At 64.1% G+C, this 25,694-nt stretch carries 24 protein-coding genes; 7 read left to right on the forward strand and 17 right to left on the reverse strand.

What is annotated here, in order from left to right:
• Positions 1-6: 6 nt before the first annotated feature.
• The 3 genes from F6S08_RS10680 (at position 7) to F6S08_RS10695 (ending at position 3,481) form a co-directional block, all read left to right on the forward strand.
• Positions 7-681, forward strand: a complete 675-nt coding sequence (locus tag F6S08_RS10680; protein ID WP_027603580.1) for a protein glxC — start codon at positions 7-9, stop codon at positions 679-681.
• A 14-nt stretch (positions 682-695) separates the two neighbouring features.
• A complete protein-coding gene (locus F6S08_RS10685; RefSeq protein WP_027603581.1) occupies positions 696-2,018 on the forward strand; it encodes an FMN-binding glutamate synthase family protein in 1,323 nt (440 codons plus the stop codon).
• 137 nt (positions 2,019-2,155) lie between these two features.
• Positions 2,156-3,481 carry an ammonium transporter gene (locus F6S08_RS10695; RefSeq protein WP_065925859.1) on the forward strand — a complete coding sequence of 442 codons (1,326 nt, stop codon included), beginning with the start codon at positions 2,156-2,158 and terminating at the stop codon, positions 3,479-3,481.
• Positions 3,482-4,032: 551 nt separating this feature from the next.
• Here F6S08_RS10695 and folD read toward each other — a convergent pair.
• The 9 genes from folD to F6S08_RS10740 all read right to left on the reverse strand — a co-directional run bounded on the left by folD (position 4,033) and on the right by F6S08_RS10740 (position 14,951).
• Positions 4,033-5,025, reverse strand: coding sequence for a bifunctional methylenetetrahydrofolate dehydrogenase/methenyltetrahydrofolate cyclohydrolase FolD (gene folD / locus F6S08_RS10700; RefSeq protein WP_315871568.1), 993 nt, complete (start codon positions 5,023-5,025; stop codon positions 4,033-4,035).
• 16 nt (positions 5,026-5,041) lie between these two features.
• On the reverse strand, positions 5,042-6,721 hold the full coding sequence (locus tag F6S08_RS10705; protein ID WP_315871569.1) for an APC family permease: 1,680 nt from the start codon (positions 6,719-6,721) through the stop codon (positions 5,042-5,044).
• Between the two features lie 74 nt (positions 6,722-6,795).
• Positions 6,796-9,105, reverse strand: a complete 2,310-nt coding sequence (locus F6S08_RS10710; RefSeq protein WP_315871570.1) for a DUF1989 domain-containing protein — start codon at positions 9,103-9,105, stop codon at positions 6,796-6,798.
• Positions 9,106-9,107: 2 nt separating this feature from the next.
• Positions 9,108-10,475, reverse strand: a complete 1,368-nt coding sequence (locus F6S08_RS10715) for an NAD(P)/FAD-dependent oxidoreductase (RefSeq protein WP_315871571.1) — start codon at positions 10,473-10,475, stop codon at positions 9,108-9,110.
• Between the two features lie 20 nt (positions 10,476-10,495).
• Positions 10,496-11,362 carry a formyltetrahydrofolate deformylase gene (purU, locus tag F6S08_RS10720; protein WP_065939724.1) on the reverse strand — a complete coding sequence of 289 codons (867 nt, stop codon included), beginning with the start codon at positions 11,360-11,362 and terminating at the stop codon, positions 10,496-10,498.
• Positions 11,363-11,392: 30 nt separating this feature from the next.
• Positions 11,393-12,523, reverse strand: coding sequence for an aminomethyltransferase family protein (locus F6S08_RS10725; RefSeq protein WP_315871572.1), 1,131 nt, complete (start codon positions 12,521-12,523; stop codon positions 11,393-11,395).
• 30 nt (positions 12,524-12,553) lie between these two features.
• On the reverse strand, positions 12,554-13,570 hold the full coding sequence (locus F6S08_RS10730) for a heme-dependent oxidative N-demethylase family protein (RefSeq protein ID WP_065926404.1): 1,017 nt from the start codon (positions 13,568-13,570) through the stop codon (positions 12,554-12,556).
• Positions 13,571-13,581: 11 nt separating this feature from the next.
• The gene (locus F6S08_RS10735; protein ID WP_065946539.1) at positions 13,582-14,511 is read right to left on the reverse strand and encodes a PDR/VanB family oxidoreductase; all 930 of its coding nucleotides are present in this window, start codon (positions 14,509-14,511) and stop codon (positions 13,582-13,584) included.
• Complete coding sequence (locus tag F6S08_RS10740) at positions 14,508-14,951, reverse strand: dimethylamine monooxygenase subunit DmmA family protein (protein ID WP_315871573.1); 444 nt, start codon at positions 14,949-14,951, stop codon at positions 14,508-14,510. The genes F6S08_RS10735 and F6S08_RS10740 overlap by 4 nt, the downstream gene beginning before the upstream one ends.
• Before the next feature lie 250 nt (positions 14,952-15,201).
• Between F6S08_RS10740 and F6S08_RS10745 the strand changes: the two genes are divergently transcribed.
• Genes F6S08_RS10745 through F6S08_RS10755 form a run of 3 tightly spaced genes read left to right on the forward strand, consistent with a single transcriptional unit; the run spans position 15,202 to position 17,617 of the window.
• Positions 15,202-16,248 (forward strand): ATP-binding protein, encoded by a 1,047-nt coding sequence (locus F6S08_RS10745; RefSeq protein ID WP_065926408.1) that lies wholly within the window; start codon positions 15,202-15,204, stop codon positions 16,246-16,248.
• Positions 16,217-16,876 (forward strand): response regulator, encoded by a 660-nt coding sequence (locus F6S08_RS10750; RefSeq protein WP_065926401.1) that lies wholly within the window; start codon positions 16,217-16,219, stop codon positions 16,874-16,876. The genes F6S08_RS10745 and F6S08_RS10750 overlap by 32 nt, the downstream gene beginning before the upstream one ends.
• Positions 16,877-17,617 (forward strand): PAS domain-containing protein, encoded by a 741-nt coding sequence (locus tag F6S08_RS10755; protein ID WP_065946542.1) that lies wholly within the window; start codon positions 16,877-16,879, stop codon positions 17,615-17,617.
• Positions 17,618-17,983: 366 nt separating this feature from the next.
• On the opposite strand, the gene F6S08_RS10760 is transcribed toward F6S08_RS10755, so the two are convergent.
• The 5 genes from F6S08_RS10760 to ribBA form a co-directional block, all read right to left on the reverse strand.
• The gene (locus tag F6S08_RS10760; protein ID WP_315871574.1) at positions 17,984-19,138 is read right to left on the reverse strand and encodes an ABC transporter ATP-binding protein; all 1,155 of its coding nucleotides are present in this window, start codon (positions 19,136-19,138) and stop codon (positions 17,984-17,986) included.
• Positions 19,139-19,155: 17 nt separating this feature from the next.
• Positions 19,156-19,965, reverse strand: coding sequence for an ABC transporter permease (locus tag F6S08_RS10765; protein ID WP_010567348.1), 810 nt, complete (start codon positions 19,963-19,965; stop codon positions 19,156-19,158).
• 6 nt (positions 19,966-19,971) lie between these two features.
• Positions 19,972-20,889 (reverse strand): ABC transporter permease, encoded by a 918-nt coding sequence (locus F6S08_RS10770; RefSeq protein WP_065926398.1) that lies wholly within the window; start codon positions 20,887-20,889, stop codon positions 19,972-19,974.
• Positions 20,886-21,911: an ABC transporter substrate-binding protein gene (locus tag F6S08_RS10775; RefSeq protein WP_027603596.1), complete on the reverse strand. Its 1,026-nt coding sequence runs from the start codon at positions 21,909-21,911 to the stop codon at positions 20,886-20,888. The genes F6S08_RS10770 and F6S08_RS10775 overlap by 4 nt, the downstream gene beginning before the upstream one ends.
• A 228-nt stretch (positions 21,912-22,139) precedes the next feature.
• A complete protein-coding gene (gene ribBA / locus F6S08_RS10780) occupies positions 22,140-23,249 on the reverse strand; it encodes a bifunctional 3,4-dihydroxy-2-butanone-4-phosphate synthase/GTP cyclohydrolase II (protein WP_315871575.1) in 1,110 nt (369 codons plus the stop codon).
• A 69-nt stretch (positions 23,250-23,318) separates the two neighbouring features.
• Between ribBA and F6S08_RS10785 the strand changes: the two genes are divergently transcribed.
• The gene (locus tag F6S08_RS10785; protein WP_065926396.1) at positions 23,319-23,612 is read left to right on the forward strand and encodes a DUF1330 domain-containing protein; all 294 of its coding nucleotides are present in this window, start codon (positions 23,319-23,321) and stop codon (positions 23,610-23,612) included.
• Between the two features lie 139 nt (positions 23,613-23,751).
• Here F6S08_RS10785 and F6S08_RS10790 read toward each other — a convergent pair whose 3' ends face one another.
• From F6S08_RS10790 to F6S08_RS10800, 3 genes are all read right to left on the reverse strand, one after another.
• Entirely contained in the window at positions 23,752-24,315 is a 564-nt protein-coding gene (locus tag F6S08_RS10790; protein ID WP_065926395.1) for an NUDIX hydrolase, read from the reverse strand.
• Between the two features lie 2 nt (positions 24,316-24,317).
• A complete protein-coding gene (locus F6S08_RS10795) occupies positions 24,318-25,070 on the reverse strand; it encodes a GntR family transcriptional regulator (RefSeq protein ID WP_027603600.1) in 753 nt (250 codons plus the stop codon).
• A 130-nt stretch (positions 25,071-25,200) separates the two neighbouring features.
• Positions 25,201-25,686, reverse strand: a complete 486-nt coding sequence (locus F6S08_RS10800; RefSeq protein WP_027603601.1) for a flavin reductase family protein — start codon at positions 25,684-25,686, stop codon at positions 25,201-25,203.
• Between the last annotated feature and the right edge of the window lie 8 nt (positions 25,687-25,694).

Consider the following 25,694-nt stretch of genomic DNA (forward strand, 5'->3'; position numbering starts at 1 on the left):
GCACACATGAAAACCATCGATCTTTCCACCGCCACCGTGCGTGACCTCAACCAGGCGCTGCACGCCCAGGCCATCGACAACGAGTGGCGCGTGACCCATTCCAACGGCAAGCACAACCTCGCGGTGGGGGTGAACCAGGCCGTGTCCATTGATATCGAGGGCCACGCCGGCTACTACTGCGCGGGCATGAACCAGCAGGCCTCGATCACCGTGCACGGCAATGTCGGCGTGGGCTGCGCCGAGAACATGATGTCCGGCTCGGTGCGCGTCAAAGGCAGCGCGTCCCAGGCGGCCGGGGCCACGGCCCATGGCGGTCTGCTGGTGATCGAGGGCGACGCGGGCGCGCGTTGCGGGATCTCCATGAAGGGCATCGACATCGTCGTCGGCGGCAGCATTGGCCATATGAGCTGCTTCATGGGCCAGGCCGGGCGCCTGGTGGTGTGCGGCGACGCCGGCGATGCGCTGGGGGATTCGCTCTACGAAACCCATATCTACGTGAAAGGCACGGTGGAGTCCCTGGGCTCGGACTGCGTCGAAAAAGAGATGCGCAGCGAGCACCTGCAAGAGTTGCAGGAGCTGCTCGACCGCGCCGGTTTCGCCCACCAGGCGGCGGATTTCAAGCGCTACGGCTCGGCCCGTCAACTCTACAACTTCAAAGTCGATAACGCCTCCGCGTACTGATCAGGAGCTCCACCATGACTGAACAAACCCCTCCGGTCCTGCGCGAGTCGGCCACCTTCGACCGCCTGACCATCCAGGAAATCCAGCGTGCCGCCGAAACCGGCATCTACGACATTCGCGGTGGCGGCACCAAGCGCAAGCTGCCGCACTTCGATGACTTACTGCTGCTCGGCGCCAGCGTGTCGCGCTACCCGCTGGAAGGCTATCGCGAGAAGTGCGGCACCGATGTGATCCTCGGCAACCGCTTCGCCAAGAAGCCGATCCACCTGAAGATCCCGGTGACCATCGCCGGCATGAGTTTCGGTGCATTGTCGGCCAACGCCAAGGAAGCCCTGGGCCGTGGCGCGACCATCGCCGGCACCAGCACCACCACCGGTGACGGCGGCATGACCCCGGAAGAGCGCGGCCAGTCCCAGCACCTGGTGTATCAGTACCTGCCATCACGCTACGGCATGAACCCGGATGATTTGCGCAAGGCCGACGCCATCGAGATCGTCCTCGGCCAGGGCGCCAAGCCCGGCGGTGGCGGCATGTTGCTCGGCATGAAAGTCACCGAGCGTGTGGCCGGCATGCGCACCTTGCCGATCGGCGTGGACCAGCGCAGCGCCTGTCGCCACCCGGACTGGACCGGCCCCGATGACCTGGCGATCAAGATTGCCGAGCTGCGCGAAATCACCGATTGGGAAAAACCGATCTACGTGAAAATCGGCGCGAGCCGGCCGTATTACGACGTGAAGCTGGCGGTCAAGGCCGGTGCCGATGTGATCGTGCTCGACGGCATGCAAGGCGGCACCGCCGCGACCCAGGAAGTGTTTATCGAGCATGTGGGCATCCCGATTTTGTCGGCCATCCCGCAAGCGGTACAGGCTTTGCAAGAGATGGGCATGCACCGCAAGGTCCAGTTGATCGTGTCGGGCGGGATTCGCAACGGTGCCGATGTGGCCAAGGCCATGGCGATGGGCGCGGATGCGGTCGCCATCGGCACGGCGGCGCTGATTGCCCTGGGTGACAACCACCCACGGCTGGACGCGGAACTGAAAAAGATCGGCTCGGCCGCCGGCTTCTATGACGACTGGCAAAACGGCCGCGACCCGGCCGGCATCACCACCCAGGACCCGGAGCTGTCCAAGCGCCTCGACCCGGTGGAAGGCGGGCGGCGGTTGGCCAACTACCTGCGGGTGATGGTGCTGGAGGCGCAGACCATGGCCCGTGCGTGCGGCAAGTCGCACCTGCACAACCTCGACCCCGAGGACCTGGTGGCGCTGACAGTGGAATCGGCCGCTATGGCGCGGGTGCCGCTGGCGGGGACCAGTTGGGTGCCGGGTTCCGGTTACTGAGTTTACCCCCCCTGTAGGAGCGAGCTTGCTCGCGAAGATCGTCAACGATAACGCTGGCACCCTGGATGAACGCGTTGCCTGGACGTTTTTCGCGAGCAAGCTCGCTCCTACACACTTCTGTTGCAGGAGTTTTGAACATGATCAATCGTCTTCTCGGCAAATCCCTTATTGGCTTATTGGCGACCGGTGCGCTTGTGCCCCTCGCCCAGGCCGCCGACGCCCCCACCTTGAACACCGGCAGCACCGCCTGGATGGTCACCGCCGCCGTGCTGGTGCTGTTCATGTGCTTGCCGGGGCTCGCGTTGTTCTACGGTGGCCTGGTCCGTGCGAAAAACATGCTTTCGCTGTTCACCCAGTGCTTCGGCATTGCCGGCTTGGTGGGCGTGCTGTGGGTGATCTACGGCTACAGCATGGTGGTCGACACCACCGGCATGGTCGAAGGGCAGGTGACCTTCAACAGTTTTGTCGGCGGCCTGAGCCGCGCCTTTCTGGCGGGCATGACCCCGGAGAGCCTGGTGGGGGATATTCCGGAAGGGGTGTTCGTGACCTTCCAGATGACCTTCGCCATCATCACCCCGGCCCTGATCGCCGGCGCCTTTGCCGAACGCATGAAGTTCTCGGCGGCGCTGCTGTTCATGGCCATCTGGTTCACCCTGGTCTATGCCCCGGTGGCGCATATGGTCTGGGGCGGTTCGGGGGCCTTGATGCATAACTGGGGCGTGCTCGACTTTGCCGGCGGCACCGCCGTGCACATCAATGCCGGTGTGGCTGCGCTCGCTGCGTGCCTGATCCTCGGCAAGCGCAAGGGCTACCAGAACACGCCGATGCCGGCGCATAACCTCAGCCTGACCATGGCCGGCGCGGCGATGCTCTGGGTCGGCTGGTTCGGCTTCAATATCGGCTCCGGTGGCGGCCTCAGCGGCACCTCGGGCATCGTCATGCTCAACACTCAGTTGGGCGCCTGCGCCGGGATTCTCGGCTGGATGTTCACCGAGTGGTTCAAGGTCGGCAAGCCCAGTGCCCTCGGCCTGGCCAGCGGCGCGTTGGCCGGCCTGGTGGGGATCACCCCAGCGTGTGCCTACGTGGGCGTCGGCGGTGCGTTGGCCATCGGCTTGCTGTGCGGGGTGTTCTGCTACTTGAGCGTGACGGTGTTGAAGCGCCGTTTCGGCTACGACGACAGCCTCGATGTGTTCGGCCTGCACGGCATTGGCGGGATGATTGGCGCGGTGTTGACTGGCGTGTTCTGTGTACCGTCCATGGGGGGCCTGGTGGAAGGCGTGACCATGGGCGGGCAGGTGGTTGCCCAGCTCAAGGGGGTGCTGCTGACTACGGTGTACTGTTTTGTGATCAGTTGGATCATCCTCAAGGGGGTCAATGCCCTGGTTGGCTTGCGTGCCCATGAGTCGGTGGAGGAGATGGGGTTGGACCTGGCCGAGCATAATGAGCGGGCCTACAACCACTGATCATTCCCCCTGAGTAAACGCAGCTCAAAATGTAGGAGGGGAGCTTGCTTCCGTGATGGCTCAGGAGCCGACGACTATCTAACTGATGCCCCGCTACCTAAATGTGGGAGGGGGCTTGCTCCCGATGGCGGCCTGACAGCCGACCAGGATGTTGGATCAGTTCGAGTACATATCCGTTGCTGCGGTCACGGCCGCTATGGGTTCCGCCCTTACGGCGGGTCACTTTTGGAAAAGAGCCCCAAAAGTAACCAAAAGGGCTCTTGCCCCACCACTCGGCACCTCGCCTAGGCTCGGTGTGCCCGTAATCCGACAGTGATGTGGGGGGCCGCCGCCACGCGCCATCCATGGCGCGGGGCGGCTAAACCGGCATCCCTGCCGGTTTACCCCCCAATCACTATCGGATTCCGGCCAGCGTGGTTAACGGGGCGCCTGAGATCAAGATCAAGATCAAGATCTAAAGCAAGATCAAGATCTACAGCAAGAGCAAGAGCGGCTCGCTTCGCATCGTGGTTAGCGTTGTGGATACCTAGACGCCTACAGCGGTCAGTCAGTCAGCTTGGTTGTAGCTGACCCACGGCCATCGGGGGCAAGTTCCCTCCCGCATTTGCCTTGCTGCGTTGCAGCTGGCTCGCCACCAGGGTGTTCTTCAGCAGGTAGGCAATCGTCATTGGCCCCACACCGCCGGGCACCGGTGTGATTGCGCTGGCCACGGTGCGTGCGCTGGCGTAATCCACATCCCCCACCAACCGCGTGCCGGTCTCGGTGGTGATGCGGTTGATCCCCACATCAATGACCACTGCGCCGGGCTTGAGCCAACTGGCGTCGATCAACTGCGGTCGGCCTACGGCGGCGACGACGATGTCGGCCAAACGGCACAGCGCCGGTGCATCGACGCTGCGCGAGTGCACCACGCTGACCGAGCAGTTGGCCTGCAGCAGCAGGGTCGCCATGGGTTTGCCGACAATGTTCGAACGGCCGATCACCACCGCGTGCAAGCCGCTCAAGTCGCCGCAGGTTTCGTGCAGCAGGCGCATGCAGCCGCTGGGCGTGCAGGGCGTGAGCACCTCGATGCCTTGCACCAGGCCACCGACGTTTTCGCGGTGGAAGCCATCCACATCCTTGATCGGGTCGATCGCGTGGATCACTGCCGCTTCGTCGATATGCGCCGGCAGCGGTAACTGCACCAGGATGCCGTTGACCGTCGTGTCGGCGTTCAACTGGGCAAGCAGGTCGAGCACCTGCGTCTGGCTGGCATCCTCCGGCAGCCGGTATTCCAGGGAGCGAATCCCGACGTCCTTGGCCCGCAGCAGCTTATTGCGCACGTAGACGTGGCTGGCCGGGTCATCGCCCACCAGCAATACCGCCAGGGCCGGGTAGATTTGCTGCGAGGCAAGCAGCAGGACCTCTTCGCGAACCTCGTCGAGCACCTGGGCAGAGATGGCCTTGCCGTCGATATCGCGGGCAAGCGTGGGGAGAGAGCTGGTCAAAAGCGTCACCGTTGTCTGGGGAAATAAGGCGCTGAGGGATAAGAATCCCTCAGCCATAGGCAGGCCGGAAGACTCAGGCTACCAGTTGATGGCAGGCATACACCACCAGCACACCGGCGACCAGCGTGGCATAGGGCAGCCAGCCGGCGCGGCGCTGGCCGTCATCGGCCTGGATATACAGGTCGGTGAGCATGGCGGCAGGGAAGCGACCCTTGTCCTGCACATAGTGGCGGTAGCAGAACACCGGCAGGATCAGCAGCGCCAACAGCAAGCCGGTGACCAACGTGCCTGCGCCCCAGATGTCCGCGCCCAGGCCCATGCAGGCCAGGTTGACGAAACTCAGCACGCCGCCCGCCGCCAGCAGCACGGTGGGGGCTTTGTACGGGCGCACCCAGTCGGGGCGGTCCAGGCGGTGGATCCAGCCGGCATTGAGGTTGAGGAAGTTGAAGATGATGTAGCTGACGTTGGACGCCGCAAGCACGAATACGTAGTCCGACATCAGCAACAGCAGCAGGTTGAACGACAGGTCGGTCCACATCGCCGCCGTCGGCGCGCCATGTTCGTTGGTGCGCCCCAGGTACTTGGGCAGCCAGCCATCCACCGAGGCCTGGTACAGGGTGCGCGACGAACCGGACATCGAGGTCATGATCGCCAGCAACGTCGCCAGCACCAGCATGATCAGCACGATATTGGCCACCACCTTGCCGCCGCCGATGCTGTCGGCCATCACCTGGCCAACGCCCATGCCGCTGTAGATCGCGGGCGAGAGCAGGCCGCTGTACACCGCGGGCGTCACGATTGCGCCACTGGCGTCGAGCACCGCCGGCGTTACCAGTTGGCCCAGCCCGAGGCTGCCTTGGAACGCCAGCGGCACCAGGGTGAACACCAGGATGCACAGCAGGCCGGCGTAGAAGATCGCCTTGAAGGTGTCGCGCTTGGGGTCCTTGAATTCGCGGGTGTAGCACACCGCCGTTTCAAAGCCGTAGGTAGACCACGCCGCCATGAACAGCCCACCGGCCATCAGTGACCAGCCGGACATATCCCACGGCCCATCGATGACTTGCCCGGCCGCATCATGGGCCAGGGGGTACAGCGGCAGGAAGTTGGCCTGGGTCGCATCCCCGGTGAACAACGGCACCACGCCCACCAGCAGCAGCGGAATCAACGAGGTGACGCCGAGCACCAGGGTCAGGCGCGCCGACCGCAGGATGCCGCCGTGCTGCACGGCAAACACCGTGAGCAAAATCAACAAACCAATGGCGAACGTCGCGTTGATGCGCAACGACAGGCCGCTCTTGACCCAGCCCAGGTCCAGCAGGGTCAGTTGCCAGGTGTTGATCAACGCATCGGCGGGAAACAGCGCCGTGAGGATATACCCCGCCGCCAGCCCCGAACCGATGGACAGCACCGGCGACCAGGCCAGCCAGTTGCACCACACTGACACCGGTGCGATCAGCTTGCTGTAGCGCACCCACGCCACCGCGCCGTACACCGAGGCGCCGCCGGATTTGTGCGGGAACAGCCCGGCGATCTCGGCGTAGGTGAAGGCCTGTATAAACCCGAACAGGATCGACACGATCCACACGATCCATGCCGGTTTGCCCACCGTGGCGGCGATCGCACCGATGGAGAACAACACCAGTGCGGGCACGCCACTGGCGACCCAGAAGGCCCCGCGCCAGTCGATCTTGCGGTGCAGGCTGCCCACCGAGCCGGCAGCCTGCGGTACAGCCTCGAACGTCGTCGCTTCCATCTTCGTATTCCCATGTCTGAATAGCGGTTAGGTTGGGGCAGTCAAAATGGGGTGGCACACACGTTTCGGGACGATCAGCTGCGCACCCGGCTTTTGTCCGGGTCGTAGAAAATCGCTGCGCTGACCGTGGCGCTGATGCGCTTCTGCAGGCCATCGACTTTGCCAATCTCAAGTTCAGTGCCGGGCTCGGCGCAGCTCACGTCGACCCGGCACAACGCGATATTGCTGGCCAGCAGCGGTGAGCGGCAGGCACTGGTGATCACCCCGACCTGGGCTCGGCCCTGGTACACCGGGTCGCCATGGTGGGCGGTCTCGTTGCCGCTCAGGTGCAGGCCGACCAGCTTGTGGCTGGGGTGTGCGCTGCGCCGCAGCAGGGCGTCGCGACCGATAAAGTCATCGGTCTTGCTCTTGAGCGGCACGCTGAAACCGATACCGGCCTCGAACGGATCGGTCTGGTCGCTGAACTCGTAGCCGGCGAAAATCAGCCCGGCTTCGATGCGCAGCAGGTCCAGGGCTTCCAGGCCCAGGGGCACCAGCCCCAAGGGTTGGCCGAGTTGCCAGATGCGGTCCCAGACCCGTTCGGCGTCTTCGGGCTGGCACCACACCTCAAAGCCCAGTTCGCCGGTGTAGCCGGTGCGCGAAATCATCAACGGGCAGCCGTCGAAACCGTCCAATCGACCGACCAGGAAGCGAAACCAGCCGAGGGTTTCCACACTCGGTTGCGTGGGCGGGGTCCAGACCATCTGCTTGAGCAGCTCGCGACTCAGCGGCCCCTGCACCGCCAGGTTGTGAATCTGCTCGCTGGCGGACTTGACCCACACCTTCATGCCCAGTTTCTGTGCCTGCTCGCGCAACCACACGCCGGCGTAGTCTTCGCCGCAGATCCAGCGGAAGTTGTCCGGGCCCAGGCGCAGCAGGGTACCGTCGTCGAGCATGCCGCCGTGGGCGTGGCACATCGCCGAATACACCACCTGGCCCACCGCCAGGCGCCGTACGTCGCGGGTCAGGCAGTACTGCAACAGGGCTTCGGCGTCGGGGCCGATGATTTCGAATTTGCGCAGGGCGGTCAGGTCCATCACCGCCACCCGTTCGCGGCAACCGAGGTATTCCTCGGTGACGCCGTAACCGTCGTAGCGCAGCGGCAGCCACCAGTTGCGGTAGTCGGTGAAGCTGCCGGTGAGGGCGCGGGTACGTGAGTGAAACGCGGACTCACGGGTGAGGATCGGGTCGGCATCCGCCGTGGTTCGAGTGCTCATAGCGATGGAAAAACGCTCCTTCTCGCTGTAGATGCGGACATGGATATCGGTCGGGTTCCAGCCATTGGCCGGGTCAATGTCATCCGGGCACGAGGTACTGCCACACAGCAGGTCGGTCATGGCCCGCAGCAGCACATAATCGCCGGGCCGTGACCAGGGTTCATCCAGGGTCATCTGCTGGTGCGCATCGATACCGGTGTTGAAGAAGAAATTGATCGCCGGCCAGCCGTTGCGCGCCTGCACGCCATGGGGGGCGAGGACGCGGCTGAGGTTGTCGCTGCAGTTGTCGTGCCCGAAATAGCCATGGGTTTCGTAGTAGCGCGCCGCGCAGGCCAGGGCGAATGAATCGTGGCGCCCGACCGTGTCTTGCACCACCTCCAGCATCGGTTGCATATGGCGGTCGAAAAACTTCGAAAACAGCCCCGGTGCCGGGTAGGCGCTGCCGTTCAGGGTGCGCGTGACGGTCTGGTCCAGGTCCAGCTCGACGCCGCGATCCAGAGCGCGCCGGTCGAGGGCGACGAAGTCCGAACACTGGCGGCCCGCGACGTCCAGCACCTGGATGTACTGCCCTTTGGCGACGGTGTAGCCGTGGGCCGTGCCCGCGCGCAGGGTGAATTCGTCGAGTACATCGCCCAACGGCTCGGGCAGGGCCGGCAGCAGCAGCGGCGACGGATTGGCCCGCGTCACTATCAGACGCAGCTCGCTGGGCCGGTATTGCCGGTCGACGGCGGTGGCCTCGGCGGGGGCGGCGACGATCACCAGCAGCGCGTCCTCGGCGACAAACTGCCGGCTGTGGCCGGGCGGGCTGTCGGCGTCCCATAGCGAGGCCGCCAGCGGCAAGGCCTGTGCATCGATGCCGCGCCGCTGGAGCGCCTGGCCGATACGCCCAGGCACGCTGCACGCCGTTGACCCGCTCAGGCCCCAGCTCGCCAGGGCGCTGCGGCCGCCGGCGTCGAGGGCCAGCAGTGCGCAGGTTTGCCGGCCTTCGACGTCGATCACTTGCAGGCCGTCGCCGGGCTGCAAGTCGACCAGGGTCACACCGCCGGCGGCCACGCGGTAGCGTTCCAGGTTCGGCGCGCGGGCAAACAGCCCGGGTTCGCGGGGATGGGAAACACGCGGTGCATTCATCATCAGCCGACCGACTTGATGGGGGTCGTGGGCTCGCCCAGGTACGCCGCCATCGAGTCATCCAGGGCCTGCAACCATGGCGTGTGGTGCGGCGGCGACTGGGTGCCGGTCATCAGCGAGCGATAGGACTTGTCGCGATAGCCCATGATGTTTTCCGCCTTGTCGTGCTTCCAGTGCAGGAAGGTTTCGTTGACGGCGGCGATGTCGAAATTCGGGTAGTCGGTGGCGTCCACCAGTTGCTGGATATAGGCGCCCTGGTACTCGAACATCTGCTGGTTGGTTTCCAGGGCCTGTTCCCGTGCGTGCCACGCTTGGCTGTCGGCGACCATGTCGGCGTGGCCGGGCAACTGAATGCGCCCGAGGATCACGTCGCGGGCATACCAGGCCTGGGCGTCGAACATGTTGAAGGAGTACCACTGGTCCTGCATGCCGAGGTAGATCAGGCGGGGATTGGGTTCCCAGAACACGCCCTTGTAGAGGTTCATCGGCCACAGGCGGTTGTCGGTCTTGAGGCTCAGTGCATCGGGCAGGAACGGGAAGTGGTGCTTGTAGCCGGTGCACAGGATCACCGCGTCGATGTGCTTGCTGCTGCCGTCGATAAAGTACGCGCGGTTGTTTTCCAGGCGCTGGAGCAGCGGTTTTTCTTCCCAGTTATCCGGCCAGGCATAGCCCATGGGCGCGCTGCGGTAGCAACTGGTGATGCTGCGCGCGCCGTATTTGTAGCATTGCGAGCCGATGTCCTCGGCCGAATAGCTGCTGCCGACGATCAGCAGGTCCTTGTCCTTGAACTCCAGCGCCTCGCGAAAATCGTGGGCATGCAGGATGCGCCCGGCGAACTGTTCGAAGCCTTCGAAGTACGGCACCTTGGGCGTGGAGAAGTGGCCGCAGGCGTTGATCACGTAGTCGAATGCTTCACAGGTCAAGGTGTCGCTGGTGTAGTCGTGGGCGTAGAGGGTGAAGCGCTGGCTCTGTTCGTCGAAGGTGACTTGGCGCACCACATTGTTGAAGCGGATGTAGTCGCGCACGCCGGCCTTTTCCACGCGGCCCTTGATGTAGTCCCACAGCACTTCACGCGGCGGGTAGGAACCGATGGGCCGGCCGAAATGCTCTTCGAAGGTGTAGTCGGCGAACTCCAGGCATTCCTTGGGGCCGTTGGACCACAGGTAGCGGTACATGCTGCCGTGCACCGGCTCGCCGTTCTCGTCGAGGCCGGTGCGCCAGGTGTAGTTCCACATGCCACCCCAGTCCTGCTGTTTTTCAAAGCACACCAGCTCAGGGATGGCGGCGCCTTTGTCGCGGGCCGACTGGAACGCGCGAAGTTGCGCCAGGCCGCATGGGCCGGCACCGATGATTGCAACACGTAGGGTCATGAGCGTGCCTCCTGAAGGTTTCAGCGAAAGATCACTGTCTTGTCCTGGTTGATGAACACCCGGTGTTCCAGGTGGTATTTCAGGGCTTTGGAAAGGGCCACGGTTTCGGTGTCGCGGCCGATGGCGACCAGCGAGTCGGGCAGGTGGGTATGGTCGACGCGCTGGATTTCCTGCTCGATGATCGGGCCTTCATCCAGGTCGCTGGTGACGTAGTGGGCGGTGGCGCCGATCAGCTTGACGCCACGGTCATAGGCTTGGTGATACGGCTTGGCGCCCTTGAATCCTGGGAGGAACGAGTGGTGGATATTGATCGCCCGGCCCGACAGTTGCTGGCACAGGCCGTCGGACAGGATCTGCATGTAGCGCGCGAGCACCACCAGGTCGGTCTGGGTGTCTTCGACGATGCGCATCAGCTCGGCTTCCTGGCCGGCCTTGGTGTCCTGGGTGATCGGCAGGTAGATGAAGCGGATGCCTTCGCGTTCGGCCATCGCCCGCAGGTCCAGGTGGTTGGAGACCACGGCGGTGATGTGCATGTCCATCTCGCCCTTGCGGTGGCGGTAGAGCAGGTCGGTGAGGCAGTGGTCGAACTTGCTGACCATCAGCAGCACGCGGGTCGGTTGGCGCGAGCTGAACAACTGCCAGTGCATGTCGAAGCCACCGGCCAGGTCGCCGAGGCCTTTGCGCAGGGCGCCGATGTCGCCGCTCACGCCGGTGTTGAAACGGAACACCGCGCGCATGAAAAACTGCCCGGTGAACTCATCGTCGAACTGCGCCAGCTCGCTGATGTAGCACTGCTGTTGGGCCAGGCACGCGCTGATCGCGGCGACGATCCCGGACGCCGCCGGGCAGGTGATCTTGAGAATGTAATGTTCGCGGGAGGCGTCCATCGAAAGCTCCTGAGTTCAGTGAAGGAAGGCTCAGCCCTTGGCCGTGCGCTTGGTTTTCTGCGGGTCGTCGAAGGGCAGGGCGTGGGTGCTGGCGCTGGCCTCAAGGCTGCCGCGAACCTGCAAGGCAATACCGGGTTCGGAACAGGCGACGCTCATGCGCGCGATGGCCATCGAGCGTTTGCTCAGGCGCGAATACATGCCGCAGGTGATCACGCCGACTTGCTGGTTGCCCTGCCACAAGGTGTCGCCGGCCTCGGCGGCGCGGACGCCCTCAAGCAGCACGCCGGTGATTTTGAAGCGCTCCTGGCCGCGCAGGCGCAGGTGTTCTTCGGCGCCACGGAAGGCGTTCTTGCCAGGTGAAACAGTGAAATCCAGGCCCATTTCCCAGAGGGTGTCGCCGGCCTTCTGGTCGGCGAAGGGGTACATCTGCGAGTTGTCGTAGGGGAAAAACATCAGCGAGCTTTCCACCCGCAGCCAGTCCAGGGCGGTGAAGGCGCAGGGGATGATCCCCAGGCTCGCGCCTTGTTCGAGGATGCTGTCCCACAGGAACGGCGCATCGGCGGCCTTGCAGAAAATCTCATAGCCACGTTCGCCGGTGTAGCCGGTGCGCGAGATCATCACCGGGCGGTCGAACAGGCGGGTTTGCAGGTGGTGGAAGTACGCCAGTTGGCGGATGCCCGGCACGTGTTCGGCGAGGAAATCCACCGCCAGCGGACCTTGCAGCGACAGGTCGTGCAGGTCGTCATCGAACAGCACCGCCACTTGCCGGCCCTGGGCCGAGCGCACGAGCATTTCATGCCCGGTGCCGGCGCCATGCACCACCATGAACGCGTTGGGGCCGGTGCGGTAGACGATGCAGTCATCGACGAACTTGCCGTCCTCGTCGAGCATCGAGGCATACACCGATTTGCCCGGGTAGAGCTTGGCGATGTCGCGGGTGGTAGCCCACTGCAACAGGCTCTCGGCGTGGGGCCCCACGTAATGGACTTTTTTCAGGCCGGACACGTCCATCAGGCCGGCGCGGGTGCGGATCGCCTGGTGGTGGTCGGCGAGGTCACTGCTGTAGGTCCAGGCAGTGCCCATGCCGTTCCAGTCTTCGAGGTGGGAGCCGAGGGCGCGGTGCCGGTCGGCCAATGCAGAAATACGCCATGAGTGGGTCATGTGAGGTTCCTTGTCGTAGAAGAAGGGGCATCAGGCCTGTGGGTCGAACTGGCTCAGCCACTCGACCAGCGTGTGGCGGTAGCGGGTCATGCCCTTGTAGTCGGCGATGGGGTCGGGCAGGTCGCGCAGCACGCGGTGCAGGCGACAGCCCCAGCCGGGTTGCGTGACCAGCTCGTCCAGGCTGATCAGGTAGGTGCGGATGCTGAACATCACCGCGTGGCTGCGCGGCAGGCGCGCCATCACTTGCAGCTCGACCCGCAGGTGCACCTGCTGGCCGACGTTCTGCGCGGTGATCCGGCCGCGATCGGCGCCCCATTCATGGAAGGTTTCCGGCGACGAATCCAGGCGCGGGTTGATGGTCAGGGTCCAGTTCAAGCGCCGTACCGGCTGGCCGACCTGCAGGTTGAGCAGGTACTTCAGCGCCCGTTCGAACACGCCCATCTGATGGGCCATGGGCACCGGTGCGTGCCATTGCTTGAAACTCATGCCGGCGTCGAACGCCAGCGACCAGTCGGCCGGGCTGGTGACCAGGCCGGCGTCCATGTACAGGTCGCCGTCGCGCTGGTCGAGCAGGGCGAAATCCCCCTGCACCTGGCGGCCGATGTACTCCAGCGGCGCACAGGGCAGGCTGCTGGCATCGCCGAAGATGAAGGCCTGGTCGATGTCCAGCAGGTGGTTGCGCCACTGCCAGCGCTCGCCGTTTTGCGTCAGGCTGAACGACTGCGGGTAGTCGGCGGCCAGGTGTTCCATGATCATCTGCAGCGCATCCCAGGCCGCCACTTGCATGTGGGGCATCACCAGGTAGCGGCGTGGGTCCTTGTCCAGCACCAGGGCGCGCTCGGCCATTTCCGAGCGGTAGTGCTCGTCGATGTCGAAGGCGTGCTCATAGATCGAGCCGGGGTCGCGGGAGATGGCCGGTTCGATGTTTACCGAGTACAGGTAGCTGTCCTCGATAAAGGGAAAGGGGAAACGCCGGATCGCTGCCGGGCTGTTGCGAAAGCTGAAATCGTCGCGATAGCTCAGCACGGGGCTCGTTTGCAGGGGCATGGCACTCACTCCTATAGGTCCAGCGAAACGCAGGGGCCGCTGCCGCGCGAGACGCAGGGCATCAGAAAGTCGGCCTGCTCGGCCGGGCTGAGGAAGCTGTCGCGGTGTTCGATGGCGCCGCCCTGGTGGCGCGTGATGCACTGGCCGCAGACTCCGCCACGGCACAGGTTGGGCACCTGTAGTCCGGCGTGTTCCAGGGCTTCGAGCAGGCTTTGCTCGGCCTCGACCCGCAGGCGTCGGCCGCTGCGCAGCAGCTGCAGGTCGAATGGCTGGCCGGGTTGTGCGCCCTTGAAGGCTTCCGAATGCACACGCCTGCTCGGCCAACCGAGGCGTGTGGCGTGTTGCTCAACCGCCTCGAGCAAGGGCTGCGGGCCACAGGTGTAGACGTGGCTGCCCAGCGGCCGGTTGCCGAGGATTGGGTTAAGGTCCGGGCGCCGGTCGTAGGTGTGCAGGCGCGGGCCGAGACGCTGTTGCAGCTCGTCGAGATAGGCGTCACTGAGGCCCCGGCGGAACAGGTAATGCAGCTCGAAGTTGGCCTGCTGTTGTTCCATCGCGGCGATATAGGCCATGAACGGCGTGATCCCGATCCCGGCGGCGATGAGGATATGCAGGTGCGCGGTGCCATGGGGCGCGAACAGATTGGCCGGTGGTGAAATCTGCAGGGTGTCGCCGACCTGCACCTGCCTGTGCAGGTACTGCGAGCCACCGCGCGAGGCGTCTTGCAGGCGCACGGCGATGCGGTAGTGCTGGGTGTGCGCCGGGTCGCTGGTGAGTGAATAGGCGTTGCGCACCGTGCCCTCGCCCAGCGGCAGGTGCACCTGCACATGGCTGCCGGGCGAGAAGCCGGGCAGGCTGCCCGTGGCGGGCGTCAGGGTGAATTCGCGCACCACCGGCGTGAGCATGCGTGCGGCGCTGACCTGGACGTTGAGGGCCGCGCTCATGGCTGGAACCCCGCGTAGGGTTGGTCGGGGTTGATGCACACGCCGAGATACGCCCCCAGGCGCCGGGAAAAATGCGTGCGGACCTCCAGCCCGACGTGGCAGCCGATGCAGTTCAACAGCGGCTCCGGCCCGGCCGCCTGGGTCAGGCCGCAGTGTGCGCAATACACCTGGCGCAGGCCGGGGATGCAGGTCATGTCGATCTCGTCGTGTTCCAGGCCAGCGACGCGGGCCTCGCCGTGCACACGCCAGATAAAGGCTTCGTCGCCCAGCAGGTAGAGCCGGCAGCCCACGGTGGCGCTGGCCAGCGCCTGTTGCAGGCGTCGCGCAAACTCGGGGTGTTCGCCGTTCAACAGCACGGGCATGTGCAGTTCGCTGATGAACGCTGCGCTGGCGGCGGCTGATTGAATCACCACGATGGGGCGGCTGCGGGTAGGCGTCATGCGGGCTCTCCACGGTGTGTGTTTGTTTCCTGTTGGGAGAGATACTTTCCTATGGGGAAAATCTTCTCAATCTGGAAAAAGGGCTATGCCTTTGGAGATAAGCCTTGCGCGCCGGCCATTCGGGGCATGGAAGTTGCTGGGCCTTTCGACCACACAGAGCAACCGGACGGGGAGTTATCAAAGAGTGCTGACACGACCAAAAGGCTGGCCGCTCTGGTTGGGGCCTGTACGCGCCGAACAGGCGCGCAGCGTGCGCAGGTTGTTGGCCGGGTTGCCCCTGCACGCTGACGGTGCCTTGTCGGGTTTCCTGGACCGTTTCGACGCACTGCTGCCGCCTGCCCGGCTTAACCTGATCCTCGGCGGCGAAGACCTGGGCCCGACGCGGCGAGGGTGGGTCGACGGCTGCCAGGCGGTCGCGCGTTGCCCCTGGCGCGACGCCAGCGTGACGGACGCTCCCCAAGCCTGCGGACCTTGCCGGCAACGGGGCGTGCACCGTCTGGTGTGCGCCTTGCCCGAGGGTGAAAAGGGCGCATTGCTGCTCGACACCCCCCGGCGCGCCGGTGCCAGTTGGCGCCAGTTACTGGAAGAGGCGGCGCAGGCGGTAGGCGTGAGCGTACGCCTGCGCAGCCACAACCGTGAGCAGCAGCGCAAACAGGCGACCTCCCGCCACGGCGCCCTGGCCCGTGAGCTGCACGATTCGGTGGCGCAGCAGTTGGGCTACCTGTCGTTCCAGGCCCATGGCTTGCAGTCGCAGCTGGGCGAGCCGGCACTGCAGGACTTGTGCACCGGCCTGAGCCAACTGCAACGCCAGGTGCGCGAGCTGATCACCAGTGCGCGTCTGACCATGGACGGGCGCTCGCTGCGCCAGGCCCTGGCCGATTCGGTCGCGGAGTTCTCGCGGCGCTGCATCATTGTCTTCGAACTCGACAACCGCCTGGCCGACGACGCCCTGAGCCCGGAAACCGAATTGCAGATCCTGCAGATCATTCGCGAGGCCCTGGCCAATGCGGTGCGGCATTCCCACGCGCGCCACGTGCGCATCGAACTGCGCCAGACCCAGGACGGCGACGCCTCGGTGTCGGTGGAAGACGATGGCATCGGCTTGATCCCGGCCTGCGACGAGCACAACCATTTCGGCCTGGCGATTATCCGCGAGCGCGCCGCCAGCATCGGCGCACGGCTGAGCATAGAAGCGATCCGCCCGCACGGGGTGCGCGTGCACCTTGGCCTGCGCCGCCACCACGATCTGCCACAGGGGAGTCTCGATGGACTGCACGACCTTATTACTGATCGATGATCACCCGTTGTTTCGCAAGGGCCTGGCGCAGTTGTTCGATGCCAGCGGCGACTTCGAAGTGGTGGGGCAGGCGGCCAGCGGCCGCGAGGGCATCAACCTGGCCGTGAGCCTGACGCCGCAACAGGTGCTGCTGGATTTGCACATGCCCGGCCTCAGCGGCTTGCAGGTGCTGGACGAACTGCGCCAGTTGCGCCTGGATTGCCAGGTGGTGGTGCTCACCGCCTCCATGGACCGCGCCGAGCTGCTCACGGCCTTGCGCCTGGGCGCCAGCGGTTATGTGCTCAAGGAAACCGAGCCGGATGCGTTGCTGGCGTATATGCGCAACTGTCACAAGGGCGCGATCGTGCTGGACTCGAGCCTGATTGCCTTGCTCGCCGACCAGGCCGAGCCCACGCAAGCGTGTGAGGCTGCGGGCAGCGAAAACCTTACCGAGCGCGAAGGCCAGACCCTGGCGCTGATCGCCGCCGGCATGAGCAACAAACAGATCGGCCGGGAGCTGGGGATCAGCGACGGCACGGTGAAAATCTACGTGCGCAGCCTGTTGCAGAAGCTCGGCCTGCATTCGCGCCTGGAGCTGGCGGCCTGGGTGCACAGCGGCGCCTTGATGAAACACGAGGAGCGCCACTAGATGAGGGACAGCCCCGAAGCGTTTGCGCCCCCGCCGATTGACCTGATGGATTGCTTTCCCGCCGCCTTATTGCAACTGCGCGACAACGGCCAGATCGCCCACTTCAACCTGGCCTGGGCCGAGTTGATGGGCCCGCCGGGCGCGGAGCGCAACCTGATGGACTACGTGCACCAGGAAGACCGCCCGCTATGGCGCCAGGCCTTGAATGAACTGCGCCGCCGCCCCGACACCTCATTCAACCAGCGCCTGCGCTTTGTGCACCCCAGTGGCGAACTGCGCTGGTTCGAGATCAGCCTCAAGCGCGGCCCCCAAGGCTTCTATTTGGTGGCCGGGGACGTTACTGCCCACAAGCGCCGCGAAATCGCCTGGCAGGCCAGCCAGCGCAGCAGCATGAGCTTGCTCGACAGCATGCCGGGCCTGATCTATCGCGGCCGCAACAACCGCGACTGGACCATGGAATTCGTCAGCGCCGGCTGCCTGCAACTCACCGGCTACCCTGCCGAACGCCTGGTGGACAACCATGAGTTCACCTACAACAGCCTGATCCTGGCGCAGGACGCTGACTACGTATGGCGCGAGGTGCAATATGCGTTGTCACGGCAGGAGCCGTTCGAGCTCAATTACCGGATTCGCTGCGCCGACCGGTCGATCAAGCACGTGTGGGAGAAGGGCGTGGGGATTTATGCGGATACCCGTGAGGTGTTGGGGATCGAGGGGGCGATTTTCGAGCGCAAGAGTTGACGGATAAACGCACCTCAAATGTGGGAGGGGCGGTGCGACGATTCGACTTGCCCCCGATGAGCATAGGTATCTACACAACTCTTAAAGGCTGACACATAACTCTGTGGTGAGCGGGCTTGCCCCGCGCTGGGCTGCGAAGCGGCCCCAATAAGGTCACCGAAGAGTGCCAGAATCAATCGAGGTGAAGGTTTTGGGGCTGCTTCGCAACCCAGCGCGGGGCAAGCCCGCTCACCACAGAAGCCTAATTGCCATAGATTTCGTATTCACTGGAAGTTGTGTAGATACCCATGCCCCGATGAGGGAGTGTCAGTGAATGCATCTTTAACTGACACAACGCTATCGGGCAAGCCCCCTCCCACATGGGATTCAATGCGCGCCAGCGGCCTTGTTCAGATCACTCTCCGCCCACTGCGTATACACACACGCATCCGCCGTCGCCCAGCGCACACGCACCGGGTCGCCGGCCTTGAGGGGCATGCCCGCGGCGGACAGCGCCTTGACTGTCATCGATGTGCCGCCGAGGGTTTTCACTGTGCAGGTCTGGCTTTCGCCGAGGAACAGCACCTCACCCACAATCGCCGACACTTCATTCCAGCCCGCCGCCAGCGGTTGCTCAGCGGCCTGTTCGACACTCAGCGCCAGGGCTTTTTCCGGGCGTACCATCAGCAGCACCTCCTGCTCGGTGTGCAGGCCGCTGGTCAGGCGGATCGACACGGATCGGCCTTCGAACGCCGCCGCCGCGTTGCCCTGGGCCTTGAGCTTGAGGAAGTTGGAGTTGCCGAGGAACGACGCCACGAACGCGTTCGGCGGGTTCTGGTACAGGTCGAAGCCGCTGCCCAGGCCGACGATCTTGCCGTGGCTGAAAATCGCGATGCGCTGAGACAGGCGCATGGCTTCTTCCTGGTCGTGGGTCACGTAGACGATGGTGATGCCCAGGCGCCGGTGCAGTTGGCGCAGTTCGTCCTGCAGGTCTTCGCGCAGCTTCTTGTCGAGGGCGCCGAGGGGTTCGTCCATCAGCAGGATGCGGGGTTCGTACACCAGCGCGCGGGCGATGGCGACCCGTTGCTGTTGGCCGCCGGACAATTGCGAAGGGCGGCGATGCGCAAATTGCTCAAGCTGCACCAGCTTGAGCATGGCGTCGACGCGCTTTTCGCGTTCGGCGCTGGCCAGTTTGCGAATCGCCAGGGGGAAGGCGATATTGTCGCGCACCGACAAATGCGGGAACAGTGAGTAGCGCTGGAACACCATGCCGATGTCGCGCTTGTGCGGCGGTACGTTGACCAGCGATTGGCCACTGACCAGGATCTCGCCGCTGCTTGGCGTTTCGAAGCCGGCAAGCATCGACAGCGTGGTGCTTTTGCCCGAGCCGCTGGAGCCGAGGAAGGTGAGGAATTCGCCGTCCTGGATGTCCAGCGAGATATTGTCCACGGCAGCGAATTCGCCGTAGTGCTTGTTCAGGTTGCGCAGGCTGACCAGGGGTTGGCCATGGCTCTGCGCGACATCGTTGATCACTGCACTCATGTTCTTCTCCTCGGCGCTCAAGCGCGGGTTTCGGTACGCCGGCGAACGGCGGCGGCAATCACCATGACCAGCACCGAGAGGCCGATCAGCAGCGTCGACGCGACGGCGATCACAGGCGTCAGGTCCTGGCGCAGGGTGGTCCACATTTTTACGGGAAGGGTTTGCAGGGTCGGGCTGGCCATCATCACGCTGAGCACCACTTCGTCCCACGAGACCAGGAAGGCGAACAGCGCACCGGCGACCATCCCCGGACGAATCGCCGGAAAGGTCACCTTGAACACCGCCTGCAACCGCGAGGCGCCGCAGATCACCGCCGCGTCTTCGATCGACTGGTCGAACAGTTTCAGCGAGTTGATGATCGAGATGATGGTGAACGGCAGCGCCACGATCACATGGCTGACCACAAAGGCGAACATCGTGCCGGTGTAGCCAAGCTTCAGGAACAGCGCGTACACCGCCACGGCGATGATCACCAGCGGCACGATCATCGGCAGGGTGAACAGGCCGTAGAGCAATTCACGGCCGGGGAAGCGCCCGCGCACCAGGGCAAAGGCGGTGGGCAGGCCGAGGGCGACGGCGAATACGGTGGTCAGCACGGCCACCTTGAGGCTGGCCATGGCTGCGTTCATCCAGTCGGCGTTGGAGAAGAACTGGCCGTACCATTTCAGCGTCCAGCCCGGCGGCGGGAACACCAGCCATTGCGACGAGCCGAACGACAGCAGCACGATGAACACGATCGGCAGCAGCAGGAACAGGCCGATCAACCCGGTGGTGGTGTAGAGGCCCAAGCGCATCCTGCGGCTCATGGCATTGGGGGTCAGGAGCATGACGGCTTACCTCGCGTTGCTGGCGCCAACCGGGGATTCCGGCTGAAGCTTCAGGTAGAAGTAGAACAGCACCAGAGTGATGAAGATCAGCAACGCGGCGCCGGCACTGGCCAGGCCCCAATTGAGGAACGATTGCACCTGCTGGATGATGAACTCGGGCAGCATCATGTTCTGCGCACCGCCGAGCAGTGCCGGGGTGACGTAGTAACCGAGGGACATCACGAACACCATCAGGCCGCCGGAGAACAACCCCGGCCGGCACAGCGGCAGGAACACGCGGAAGAAGTTGGTCCACGGGCTCGCGCCGCAGATCGAGCCGGCCTGCAGGATCATCGGGTCGATGGCCTGCATGGTCGCCTGCAATGGCAGCACGATGAACGGGATCATGATGTAGCTCATGCCGATCACCACGCCGGTGAGGTTATGCACCATCTCCAGGGGCACATCGATGATGCCCATGGCCATCAGCGCCTTGTTGATCACCCCGGAGGCTTGCAGCAAGACCAGCCAGGAGTAAGTGCGGGCGAGCAGGCTGGTCCACATCGACAGCAGCACAATATTCAGGATCCAGCGTCCCCAGCCGCGCGGCACCAGGGTGATCGCCCAGGCCAGCGGAAAGCCCAGCAGCAGGCTGAACAGGGTCACCAGGCCCGCCACCGAAAAGGTGTTGAGCAGCACCCGTGCATAGGCCGAGTTGGCGAACAGCTGTTCATAGTTGCCCAGGCCCGGCACCGGCTCCAGCACACCGCGCAGCAGCAGGCCGATCAGCGGCGCCAGGAAGAACAGGCCGAGGAACAGCAGGGCCGGGATCAGGTTGCTTGAGCCCCGCCAGCGCTGTGCCAGGGACGGCGCCCCGGCCTTGGGCGAAACCGCGCCGGCAGCGCCGAGGGCGCTCCCGGTCGGTGTGGTTGCCGTCATTTTCATTTGACTAGCCATTCATTCCACCGTGTCGCAATGGCCGGACCGTTCTTGGCCCAGTAGGCGAAATCGAGGGTGATCTGGTCCTTGACGTAGGCAGTCGGCAGGTTCGGCGCGAGCACCGAATCCAGGCGCTGCACGCTGTCGATGTTCACCGGTGCATAGGCGGTCAGGTTGGAGAAATCTGCCTGGCCCTTGGCGCTGCTGGCGTTGGCCAGGAACTTCATCGCCGCCGCTTTGTTTTTCGATCCTTTAGGCACGACGAGGATGTCGGCCATGACCAGGTTCTGCTTCCAGCTCACGCCCACGGGCGCGCCGTCTTCCTGCAGGGCGTGGATGCGACCGTTCCAGAACTGGCCCATGCTGACTTCGCCGGAGGCCAACAACTGTTGCGACTGCGCACCGCCGCCCCACCAGACGATGTCTTTCTTGATGGTGTCGAGTTTCTTGAAGGCGCGGTCCAGGTCCAGGGGGTAGAGCTTGTCGGCCGGGACGCCGTCGGCCAGCAGCGCCAGTTCGAGCACGCCGGGGCTTGGCCATTTGTAGAGGGCGCGCTTGCCGGGGTAGGTCTTGGTGTCGAACAGCGCGGTCCAGTCCTGGGGCTTGCCGGCGCCGAGCTTGCCTTCGTTGTAGCCGAGCACGAAGGAGAAGAAGAACGAGCCCACGCCATGGTCGGAGACGAAGCGCGGGTCGATCTTGTCGCGCTGGATCACCGAGAAGTCGAGGGGTTCGAGCAGGCCTTCGGCGGCGGCGCGCAAGGCAAAGTCGGCCTCGACATCCACCACGTCCCACTGCACGTTGCCGCTTTCGACCATAGCCTTGAGTTTGCCGTAGTCGGTGGGCCCATCCTGGACCACGGTAATGCCGCTGGCCTTGCTGAACGGGTCGGCCCAGGCCTGCTTCTGCGCATCCTGGGTGCTACCGCCCCAGCTCACGAAATTGACGCTTTCGGCCGCCATGGCCGCGTGAGTGGCTGTGGCCAATAAACCCGCGAACAGCACTGCGGTTGCACGTTTGTTCAACACCATTTTCACGCCCTCATTTGTTTTGTTATTGAGCGGGCTTGGTAATGCCCGCCTATCGGGAGCAGTAGGTCCATCCGGGGCCTCTAATCGAGGCCCCAAAAGGCGACCGTGCCAAGGGCTGTTATTGGTGCTCTCCCTGGCGGGCGCACTTGGCGGAAGCGTTCGGTCTATGGAATATCATATTATGGTATTCCAAACTTTGTGCAAGCATTTTGCCTTACCGGTTATCCGTCATTCGGTGAAGGGAATGCTCTCGACCACCTCCAGGTCGTAGCCGGTCAGCCCGGCGTATTTGAGGGGCGGGCCGAGGTGACGCAACTTGCCGACGCCGAGGTCCTGCAAGATCTGCGCCCCGGTGCCCACTTCGGAATAGATGCGCGACTGCGAGCGTTTGAACTGACGCGGTGCCTGGGTCAGTTGCGGCACGCGTTCCAGCAGCGCCTGGGACGACTCATGGTTGGCCAGCACCACCACCACGCCGCTGCCTTCAGCGGCGACACGTTGCAAGGCCGCCCACAGCGTCCAGTTGGACGGGCCGCTGTAGTCGGCACCGACCAGGTCGCGCAGCGGGTCGATCACATGCACGCGCACCAGCGCCGGGGTATCGCGGCGCAACTGGCCCATCACCATGGCCATGTGCACGCCGCCGTCGATGCGGTCTTCAAAGGTGATCAGGCGGAACGTGCCGTGCACCGTGGGCAGGTCGCGTTCGCCGATGCGCACCACGGTGCGTTCGGTGCTGAGGCGGTAGTGGATCAGGTCGGCGATGGTGCCGATCTTGATGCCGTGCTTGCGCGCGAAGATTTCCAGTTCGGGGCGGCGGGCCATGGTGCCGTCGTCGTTCATCACTTCGACGATCACCGACGCCGGGGTTTGCCCGGCCAGGCGCGCCAAGTCGCAGCCGGCTTCGGTGTGGCCGGCGCGCGTCAACACGCCGCCATCCTTGGCGCGCAACGGGAAGATATGCCCCGGCTGCACGATGTCGGCCGGCCCGGCATTGACATCTACGGCCGCTGCCACGGTGCGTGCGCGGTCGGCGGCGGAGATTCCGGTAGTCACGCCGCTGGCGGCTTCGATGGACACGGTAAACGCGGTGCTGAACACGCTGCCATTGCTCGGCACCATCTGTTCCAGGCCCAGGCGCTGGCAGTGTTCGTCGGTGAGGGTCAGGCAGATCAGGCCACGGGCTTCGCGAGCCATGAAACTGATAGTCTCGGCGGTACAGCAGGCCGCAGGCAGCAACAGGTCGCCTTCGTTTTCCCGGTCTTCGTCGTCCACCAGGAGCACCATCTTGCCTTGGCGGTAGTCTTCGATGATGTCTGCGATGCTGTTGAAGGACATGGAGAGTGCTCGATTTGTTGGTTGTATGTATTATGGTATACCACAAAAACTCAACAAGAGGATGTCACGATGAAGGCCTACTGGATTGCCCATGTGGATGTGTCCGATGCCGAGCAATACACGCAGTACACCCAGCGCGCGCCGGCGGCGTTTGCGAAGTTTGGCGGGCGGTTCCTGGCCAGGGGCGGGCGCAGCGAGGCAATGGAAGGCGGGCCGGCACGGCAGCGTAATGTGGTGATTGAGTTTGAGAGCTATGAGCAGGCGGTGGCGTGTTATGAGTCCGCTGAATATCAGGAGGCGAAGGCGCACCGTGAAGGGGCGGGGCTGGCGCAGATCATCATTGTGGAAGGGCTAGCACCCTAGGTCATCAGGCCGAACATGGGCCAAATGTGGGAGGGGGCTTGCTCCCGATAGAGGTCTGTCAGCTACAAGGATGCTGACTGATACACCGCTATCGGGAGCAAGCCCCCTCCCACATTTTGATCCGTGCTCAGCCGTGAGATCAGCGGATGAAGTGGATCTTGCCGCTGTCGTCATTACCGATATAGATGCCATACACCCCAGCCTGGCGTTCCTCGATATACCGTTCGAGAATCTGCCGGATCGCCGGGTAGTAGATGCTCTCCCAGGGAATCTCCTCGGGCGCGAAGAACTTGTAGTCGAGGGTTTCCGGGCCGAACTGGCCGGTGATCTCCAGCGCGATGGCGCGGAAGATGATGTACACCTCGCTGATCCTGGGCACGCTGAAGATCGAGTAGGGCGAGAGGATCTCGGCGCGTACGCCGCTTTCTTCCCAGACTTCACGCAACGCCGCCTGCTCAGTGGTTTCGCCACCTTCCATAAAGCCGGCAGGCAAGGTCCAGGTGCCCGGGCGGGGCGGGATCGCTCGTTGGCACAGCAGGTATTTGCCGTCCTGCTCGATGATGCAGCCGGCGATGATCTTGGGGTTGATGTAGTGGATATAGCCGCAGCCCCGGCACATCAGGCGCTCATGGGTATCGCCCGGTGGCAGCTGGTGACCGAGGTCACTGCCGCCGCATGTCGGGCAAAAACTGGGGCTGGCCAAGGTCAGTGACCTATGCGCGGTTCTTTCAGCGCGATGGGCAGGGTGATTTCCGGAATCTTGCCGGTTTCTTCCTGTTTGCGCTTGAGGTAGTCCAGGGCCACAGCGGCGGCGGCGCGCACGTGATCGACGCAGGCCTGGTGGGCCGCCAGCGGGTCGCCGCTCTTGATCGCCTGGACCATGCGTTCCATTTCCTGGTTACTGGTGCCGCGACGGTTTTCCTGGGACACCGAGGTGGCGCGCAGGTAGCTGATGCGCGCTTGCAACTGGCGCAACTGGGTGGCCGCCACATGGTTGCCCGAACCTTCAAGCAGCACGTCGTAGAAGCCCTGGACCGAGTCGATGACCTGTTGCAGCTCACCGTCCTTGAGGGCCTTGCGGTTTTCTTCCAGGGCTTTTTCCAGGGCCTTGATGTCCTTGGCCTTGGCGCGCAGGGTAAACAGCTGCACGATCAAGCCTTCGAGCACGCAGCGCAGTTCATAGATGTCGACGGCGTCGGCCAGGGTGATGATCGCCACCTGCGGGCCCTTGGCATCGGCGAATTCCACCAGGCCTTCGGACTCCAGGTGACGCAAGGCTTCGCGTACCGAGGTGCGGCTGACGCCGAGGCGGTCGCACAGGTCGCGCTCCACCAGGCGGTCACCGGGCAGCAGTTGGAAGTTCATGATGGCGCTGCGCAGTTTTTCCAGCACGATTTCGCGCAGGGTGACCGGGTTGTGATTGACCTTGAAGCTGTCGTCGAGGGGCGCGCGTTTCATGGGGTCTGCTCTGAATTTAGCGGTTAACTGGAGGCCTCGGCCGGCCGGGGCCGATTGAGGGCCGAAAATCGTGCCCAAGTTTATCATGCTGCGTTCCTTAAGCGACAAACCCTCACGGCCCCCGCGCGCCTCAGGCCAGGGCCGGCAGCGGGCCCAGCTTGCCCTTGTGGTAGATCATCGGCGTGACCGGCTCCTTGGGCAGGATCAGGTTCTTTACCGCGCCGACGATGATCGCGTGATCGCCGCCGTCGTATTCGCGCCACAGTTCGCACTCAATGATCGCCGTGGCCTTGGCCAGCAGCGGGTTGCCCAACTCGCTCAGGTGCCACTCGATGCCCTTGGCCTTTTCCTTGCCTTTGCTGGCGAAAGCATAGGCCTCGGCGGTCTGGTCGGCGGACAGCAAGTGGATCGCGAAGCGCTTGCTGTCGCGCAGGATCGGGTAGGTGTCCGACCCATAGTTAGGGCAGAACAGCACCAGCGCCGGGTCGATCGACAGCGCGCTGAACGCACTGGCGGTAATGCCGACGATACCGCCGTCCGGGTCGAGGGTGGTGACCACCGTGACCCCGGAGGGGAATGAGCTCATGACGTCTTTGTAAATGCCGGGTTCGATCATGGTCGGGG

It is taken from the genome of Pseudomonas sp. JV449, assembly GCF_032424295.1.
Classification (GTDB): Bacteria; Pseudomonadota; Gammaproteobacteria; order Pseudomonadales; family Pseudomonadaceae; genus Aquipseudomonas; species Aquipseudomonas marginalis.